The following is a 6700-nucleotide window of genomic DNA, read 5'->3' as shown; positions in this document are numbered from 1 at the left end:
GTGGGCGTGTTTTTTTCAATCCCCCCCCCCCCCCCGGCCCCCCCCCATACTCCCGGGGCGCCCGCGCCCCCCCCGGGGGGCGCCCCCAACCCCCCCCCCCCCCCCCCCCCAGGCCCGTGCTCAAGAAGCGCGTGGGCTGTCCAGTAACACCATGCGTGAGGGGACTTCCGGCGATACGTCGGTCAAGTCGCCCAGCCAGGTGCGGTAGCTCGGAAAGGAGCGTGCGTATTGGTGGTAGTAACGGCGGATCATCTCCACCAGGCGGCGGGCGATGCCGCTGCTCATGGCGTCCTTGTGCCACACCAGCGTCAGTTCCGTGTACTGGGTGTCGGCCAGGGGCACGACGCGCACGTCGGACGTGGCGCCGGTGAGCGGGGTCAGCGCGGCCGCGCCGAGCTGCCGTACCCAGCTCATGGCCTCGTGGTATCCCCCCGCGTAGTGGCAGACGCGGCGATCGCGCTGGCCCATGTTGTTGAGCAGGTAGCGCTCCACGGGAGAGAACCAGTGGCTGCGGGCGTAGCCGATCCACGACAGGCCGTCCAGCTGCGCGGCCTCCAGGACGCTGTGGTCGGCCAGGGGGTGCCGTGCGGGCAGCGCCACCCAGACCGGGTCGCGGACGATGGTGGCCTGGGAGAGATCGCCGTCGGAGAGCTCGACCGGGACGACCGAGCCCATGCTCGACACCAACGCGGCGTCGAGGGTGCGGCGTTGCACCGTGGCGACGGCGTCCGCCGAGAGGATGGTCTCGGTGCGCACGTCGACTTTGGGAAACAGTGCGCGCAGCGCGCCGCGCAGGGTCGGCGGCGTCCATTCCTCGGTGCCGAACCGCAGGGTGCCGGAGGTGTCCACGGCCGCCTCGGCGATGATGGCGTCGGCCTGTTCCGCCAGCACCGCGAGCATGGGAATGACGCGTTCTCCGAGCGGTGTGGGGGTCACGCCGCTCGGCGAGCGGATGAACAGGCTCCCGCCCACAGCTTTTTCGATTCTGCGCAACTGGGCCGACAGGCTCGGTTGCGGAATCCCGATCTCCATCGCCGCTTTCGACAGACTCCCTGTCGTGTGGATGCTTTCGACAATCCGGGCATGCCGAACCTCTATCTCCACGCCCCGTACCTTCCTCATGGTGGTCGTCATGCTGATGCAGACAGGCGGCACGCTGACCAGCGCCTCCCGGCGCGGGCAGCGGCGGCATCCACCGGATCGGGGGTGAGCGGGGCCTGTTCGGCGACCATGACGGAAGGGCGCGGCTCACCGTCACTGCACCCCCCGTGCAATACGCCGTACGCTCCTCAAGAGACCCGCTTCATAATAATAACGATGCTTCTCTTTTCAAGAGCCGTCGCGTTCGCGAAGAAGCGGCCAAATGCGGCCCGTCCCGGCAAGGTTGCTGGTCAGCGCGGCGGCCACCGGGTGCACCGGAACGGCTGAGGCGGAGGCGGCCGCGAGGATCGGCGGCCCGCCGGGGAGGACCGGCCGGCGCCGTCCGCCGGGGGTGTCGCACGGCGCGGCATGCGCGGCCGCCCCGACGACTGCTGACGGGGCGTCACCTCTGGTGCCGTGAACCGGTCCTGTTCCCTCGAGGAGACCTCCGGCGGTCTCGCCCCGCGCCGCCCGGCTCCCCCGTCCGCCGGGACTTTCATCGACGGCTGAAAGTCCTGTCCCGGCACGCTCCGCGCGCCTACGCTCGGCCTGCGAATCCACGTGGATCCATGCGTATTTCGCGGAATGGGAATTCATGGATCGATAGCCGCGCGGCTGCACGATTCGGATGTACGCCCGCACGGTACGGAATTTTGTAAATTCACTGCCCATGACCCGTGGAACGTCCCGGTTCCACACCGCGGAGTGTTTTCATGCCCGTTGAACACACGATGATGGAGCTGTTCCGGCAGCAGGCGGCCCGGTGGCCCGACCGCCCCGCGCTGGCCGGTGACGGAGGGCGCCTGACGTATGCGGAGCTGGACCGCGCGACCCTGCGCATCGCGCAGGTGCTCGCCGCCCGGGGAGCGAGGACGGACGAGCCGGTGGCGGTGGTGGCCGCACGCGGAACCGGGCAGCTGGTCGCGCTCCTTGGCGTGCTGCGCTCCGGCGCACCGTATGTCTGCCTGGACGTGGGGCAGCCCGACAGCAGGCTGACGGCGCAGCTGGCGGACTCCGGTGCCCGCATCCTGCTCACCGACCAGGCGCAGCCGGGATTCACGGGGACGACGATCCGGCTCGACGATCTGCCGACGCCCCCGGCCCCGGCCGGCGACCCGCGGCCCGCCGGACCGGCGGATCTCGCCTGTCTCGTGTACACGTCGGGGTCGACGGGTGCCCCCAAGGGCGTGGCGGTGACCCACGGCGGCCTCGCCAACTACGCGCTGCACATGGTGGCGCTGCTGGACTGCGCGGACCGGCCACGCACGTTCGCCAGCGTGACGAGCCTGGCCACCGACCTCGGGAACACCGCGGTGTTCCCGGCGCTGGCCTCCGGCGGCTGCGTCCATCTCGTCCCGGCCCCGGTGGTGCTCGATCCGGTGAGCTTCGCGCACTACTGCCGCACCGAGGCCCTGGACTACCTGAAGATCACGCCGTCGCACCTCGCGGCGCTGCTGAGCTTCGGCAATGCCGAGGTGCTGCCGCGCGAGGCGCTGGTGCTCGGCGGGGAGGCACTGCCCTGGGAACTCCTCGACACGGTCCGCTCCTTGGGCCGGTGCCGCGTCATCAACCACTACGGGCCGACCGAGACCACGATCGGTTCGCTCACCTACGAGGTGGGCGCGGCCGAGGCGGCGCGGCGCCAGGGAGCGACGGTGCCCATCGGCCGTCCCATCCGCGCCACGCAGATCCGGGTGGTCGACGAGCGGCTCGAGCCGGTCGTCGACGGCGCGGCGGGCGAGCTGCTGATCTCGGGCGCCGGGCTGGCACGGGGATACTGGCGCTCGCCGGAGCAGAGCAAGGAGCGCTTCGCCGTCCTGGCGGACGGCACGCGGGCCTACCGGACGGGCGATCGGGTGCGCCGCTGCGCCGACGGAGCGGTGGAATTCCTGGGGCGGCTCGACCAGCAGCTCAAGATCCGCGGTCACCGCGTGGAGCCGGCCGAGGTCGAGGCGGCGCTGTGCCTGCATCCGGCGGTGGCCCAGGCCGCGGTCGCGCCGGTCCGCGACGGCATGGGACAGCAGGTGCTGGCCGCCTTCGTGGTGCCGGCGAGCGCGGCCGTGCCGGACGTCCGGGACCTGCGCGGGCATCTCGGTGAGCTGCTGCCGCCGCACATGGTGCCGGTGAGCGTGGAGCTGGTCTCCGCGCTGCCCTTCACGCTGAGCGGCAAGCTCGACCGCGGCGCCCTGGCGGACCGCGCCCACGGCGCGGGGGCGACGGCCGGCGGCTCCGGCGGCCGGCGCGGTGTGCCGGGCGCCGGCCGGTGATTCAGCGGGTGATTCAGCGGAGGACGGGCCCGGGGCGGCGTGCCGGGCCAGAGGGGTGCGGCCCGGGCGCGCCCGCGGCTTCGGGCCGCAGGGGGCCGCGTGCGGGGGCGGCGCCGAGCGGGGCCGGCGGGAGGGCTCTCGGATGCGGGCCGAAGCCGTGTCCGTCGAGCAGGGCGATGCCCAGCGGTGTCGCGGTGTGCAGCACCTTGTTGCGGAAGCGGCGCGTGGTGATCAGCCCGGCCTCGCGCAGCACCGAGGCGTGCTGGCTCGCCCCGGCCGCGGAGATGCCGAGCCGGGTGGCGAGCTGACTGGTGGAGCAGCCCACCCGCAGGACCCGCAGTGCCGCGGCGCGGGTGCGTCCCACCAGTGCGTTCAGCGAGGAGCGCTGCTCGCGCGGGGGTGCCCCCCAGATCCTCTCGGCGCTGCGGGCATCCAGCGGTACGGCGAAGACGAGGAGCACACGGTCGTCGTGCGAGCGCGGGCCGACGATCATCCCGGGCCGGTGGCTGAGGAACACCGACGGGCAGAGCACCAGGCCGCGCCCGCCCAGGCGGATGTCCTCGTCCGGGCCGCCGGGCAGGGTCAGCACGGCGTTGTGCCAGCCGATCCTCGGATGCAGCGTCGCCAGCAGCTGCTGCACGCCGCCCGACATCGCGATGCGCCCGCGGGCGTCGCACTCCGCTTCCAGGTGGCCCACCAGCCGGTCCCAGCAGGGCTCGACGGCCCGGCGCCACACCTGCGGCAGCAGGCCGTCGCCGGACAGGCCCGTCCCGGCAGGGATCTGCGGGTCCTCGGGCGCAAGGGCGGCGGGCGCCGTGGCCGCCTGCGCCGGCAGGACGGCGGCGGCGTACTGCCGCCACGCGGCGGGGCAGGAGCCGCTGCCGGTGGCGAGCTGGCGCTGGGCGAGCGCGGTTTCGACGGCCGGCCCGGCCGTGGCCCGAAGGCTGACCCGGAGCAGGTCCTTGCTGCCGAAGTGGATCCTCTGCATGAACCTGCCTCTCGACGGCGCGTGGAAGGGGCGGTGTGCCCACCGGCCGACCCGCGGTGGCTGCTGCCAGGGGGGCTGCCGGTCTGTCACACGCCGTCGCAGTCGTCGAGAGGCCGGGGCGGGGGCATCGCTCCGGGCCACAAGGCGGTGTCAGTACGGGTCGGCCCTCTGCGAGGACTCTCCCAAGGCCGCCTGACACCACGCTGATTGAGCACTGATGGGCCGGCGCCGAAGCGGCCCGATCGGCGCGTCCTGCCGGATCAGGTGGCCGCCCAGGGGCGGAACTCGCGCAGGCCGTACAGCAGCGGCGAGTGCTGCTGGTGACGGGTGATCAGCCGGGTGCGGCCGAAGACCGCGACGTGGTCGCCCACCCGCTGGGTGACCGTCACCGTGCAGTCCGCGATCGAGTGCGCGTCGCGTATCAGATGGGGGCCGCCCGCCGCCGGGCCGGCGTGCCACGGTGTCATGTCGAACCGCCGGGGATCGCCGGAGGCGAACAGGACCGCGACGGACTCGGCGCGGGAGTGCAGCAGGTTGAGCGCGAAGCGCCCGCCGGCGAGGACCGCCTCCAGTGTCGGGCTTCCGTGCCGCAGACAGGCGACGAGGGTGGGGGGTGCCAGCGAGACGCTGCACACCGAGGAGCAGGTCATGCCGCGCGGCAGGCCGTCCTGACCGATGGCGGTCACCACCGAGACGCCGGAGGGGAATCCGCTCATCATGTCGCGGAACTCGTCGGGTTCGACCTCTTCGGCCGACAGGGTTTCGTGATCGGTCATGTCTTCGGTTTCCGCCTCGGGAGTCGGACAGAATACGCGGGTACGGGGGCAGGGGTCGGTCGCTGGAAAATTGCTTCGGAAGGGGGCGTGCGGCCGGGTCTGGTCCAGGTTTTGCGTCAGGTCACATCGGGTGGACCCGTTATCCGAAAACGGACCCTAGGCGAGCGGATCGCGCCAGGCCACGACTTTCAGTTGTCGATGAAAGGCCGCGGTGCGCCGCCTTGGCCGGCGTTCGGCCGGGAAGGTTGACTGGGCCACCGGATATGGCCGGGGAGCGCCCGGATCCGTCCCGCGGACGGCGGACCCCGCCCGGAAGATGATCACGCGTGCCCCCGCGTCCGCGGCTGCGGTGCTGGTCAGACGGCCTACGCCTGCCCCCATACCAAATGATCGTCCGCGCGTGGTGCAGATGGTATGCCCATGACCGCCCCATCGGCAGGCAGAATTCATTCGATCACTCGATCGAATCGGGAGGGGCGATCGTGCAGTTCAGGGTGCTGGGGCCGCTGGAGATAGTGACCGCCGAGAAGAAGCGGGCGATGACTTCCAGGCGGGCCGGAGGGGTGCTTGCGCTCCTGGCGTTGTCGCCGGGCAGGGCCATTCCGTTCGACCAGTTCATCGACGAACTCTGGGCGGGCCAGAGCATGGCCAATGCGCGAAATGCCTTACACGCACACATCGTTCGCATCCGGCGGGCGATGTCGGAAGTCAGCCCCGACGGCGGCAAGCGGCTGTGCACCACCCGCAACGGCTATCTCCTGGACGTGCCCGCCGAGGCCGTGGACGTGGTCCGCTTCACCTCGCTGGCCGACGCCGGCCACGAACTGGGCATGAGCGACCCCGTCGCCGCCTGCCGGCTGCTGACCGAGGCGCTGAGCCTGTGGCGCGGTCCGGCGCTGATGGAGGCACGGGACGGGGCACGCTGCCGGATCAGCGCCGCGGACCTCGAGGAGCGAAGACTCACCGTCTATGAGGACCTGACGGAGTTCCAGCTCTCCGCGGGCCTCGGGCGCGTCGCCATCCCCGAGCTGCGGCAGCTGGCGGAGCAGCACATCGAACGCGAGCGCCTCACCGAGCTGTTCATGCTCGCGCTGTACCGCGAAGGCCGGCAGTCGGAGGCGCTGGCCGCCTTCCAGACGGCCCGGCGGCGGCTCACCGACGGCCTGGGGGTGGAGCCCGGCCGCTCCATGTGCCGCCTGCACCAGGCGATCCTCCAGCAGGCCGAGGTCCTGGGCGAGCCGCGCGGAGTCACCCGTGTCTGAAGGGTCGGGCCGGGGCCCGTACGGCGAGGCGCAGGCGCAGGCGCACGTGGCGCGCGGGCAACAGGACACCGGCGTCGCGCAACGGCCGCTCCCGGGCGGCCGCTTCTCCGCCCTCGCTCGCCGTGCCGGGCCGCCGCCCTGGCCCGGACCGGGCCTGCCCGGCGCCGGCGGCCTCGCGCCGCGCACCCGTGCGGGCGACCACTTCTCCCCCGCCGAGCCAGCGGCCGCACCGGCCGCCGACCGCACCAAGGACCTGGAGGCATGACC

7 protein-coding genes and 1 pseudogene are annotated in these 6700 nt (G+C 72.6%); 4 read left to right on the top strand and 4 right to left on the bottom strand.

From position 1 onward, the window contains the following. Positions 1–120 precede the first annotated feature (120 nt). Positions 121–1104 carry a LysR family transcriptional regulator gene (locus tag ACFWZ5_RS32515; protein ID WP_384790706.1) on the bottom strand — a complete coding sequence of 328 codons (984 nt, stop codon included), beginning with the start codon at positions 1102–1104 and terminating at the stop codon, positions 121–123. A gap of 749 nt (positions 1105–1853) precedes the next feature. On the opposite strand from ACFWZ5_RS32515, the gene ACFWZ5_RS32510 reads away from it, so the two are divergent. Continuing rightward, a complete protein-coding gene (locus ACFWZ5_RS32510; RefSeq protein ID WP_384790709.1) occupies positions 1854–3407 on the top strand; it encodes an amino acid adenylation domain-containing protein in 1554 nt (517 codons plus the stop codon). A 13-nt stretch (positions 3408–3420) separates the two neighbouring features. Here ACFWZ5_RS32510 and ACFWZ5_RS32505 read toward each other — a convergent pair whose 3' ends face one another. The 3 genes from ACFWZ5_RS32505 to ACFWZ5_RS32495 form a co-directional block, all read right to left on the bottom strand. Then, entirely contained in the window at positions 3421–4395 is a 975-nt protein-coding gene (locus ACFWZ5_RS32505; protein WP_384790712.1) for an ArsR/SmtB family transcription factor, read from the bottom strand. A 260-nt stretch (positions 4396–4655) separates the two neighbouring features. Beyond that, the gene (locus ACFWZ5_RS32500) at positions 4656–5171 is read right to left on the bottom strand and encodes a flavin reductase family protein (protein WP_384790715.1); all 516 of its coding nucleotides are present in this window, start codon (positions 5169–5171) and stop codon (positions 4656–4658) included. Positions 5172–5625: 454 nt separating this feature from the next. Beyond that, complete coding sequence (locus ACFWZ5_RS32495) at positions 5626–5790, bottom strand: hypothetical protein (RefSeq protein WP_384790818.1); 165 nt, start codon at positions 5788–5790, stop codon at positions 5626–5628. Here ACFWZ5_RS32495 and ACFWZ5_RS32490 point away from each other — a divergent pair. The 3 genes and pseudogenes from ACFWZ5_RS32490 to ACFWZ5_RS32480 all read left to right on the top strand — a co-directional run. Continuing rightward, a pseudogene (locus ACFWZ5_RS32490) lies at positions 5735–5860 on the top strand (SARP family transcriptional regulator); the annotation flags it as partial. The gene ACFWZ5_RS32495 and the pseudogene ACFWZ5_RS32490 overlap by 56 nt on opposite strands. A gap of 9 nt (positions 5861–5869) precedes the next feature. Next, on the top strand, positions 5870–6433 hold the full coding sequence (locus tag ACFWZ5_RS32485; protein ID WP_384790815.1) for a BTAD domain-containing putative transcriptional regulator: 564 nt from the start codon (positions 5870–5872) through the stop codon (positions 6431–6433). Then, positions 6426–6698, top strand: a complete 273-nt coding sequence (locus tag ACFWZ5_RS32480) for a hypothetical protein (RefSeq protein WP_384790718.1) — start codon at positions 6426–6428, stop codon at positions 6696–6698. The genes ACFWZ5_RS32485 and ACFWZ5_RS32480 overlap by 8 nt, the downstream gene beginning before the upstream one ends. Positions 6699–6700 lie beyond the last annotated feature (2 nt).

The organism is Streptomyces sp. NPDC059003, from assembly GCF_042740445.1.
Taxonomy (GTDB): Bacteria; Actinomycetota; Actinomycetes; order Streptomycetales; family Streptomycetaceae; genus Streptomyces.
Note: the sequence above shows the minus strand (reverse complement) of the source record. Positions and strands in the feature narration are given on the sequence as shown.

What these genes read in the sequence shown, in the direction of transcription:
- ACFWZ5_RS32485 (WP_384790815.1), top strand. Translation starts at nt 5,870, where the DNA reads ATGTCGGAAGTCAGCCCCGACGGCGGCAAGCGGCTGTGCACCACCCGC.
- ACFWZ5_RS32495 (WP_384790818.1), bottom strand. Translation starts at nt 5,790, where the DNA reads ATGAACTGGTCGAACGGAATGGCCCTGCCCGGCGACAACGCCAGGAGC.
- ACFWZ5_RS32505 (WP_384790712.1), bottom strand. Translation starts at nt 4,395, where the DNA reads ATGCAGAGGATCCACTTCGGCAGCAAGGACCTGCTCCGGGTCAGCCTT.
- ACFWZ5_RS32500 (WP_384790715.1), bottom strand. Translation starts at nt 5,171, where the DNA reads ATGACCGATCACGAAACCCTGTCGGCCGAAGAGGTCGAACCCGACGAG.
- ACFWZ5_RS32510 (WP_384790709.1), top strand. Translation starts at nt 1,854, where the DNA reads ATGCCCGTTGAACACACGATGATGGAGCTGTTCCGGCAGCAGGCGGCC.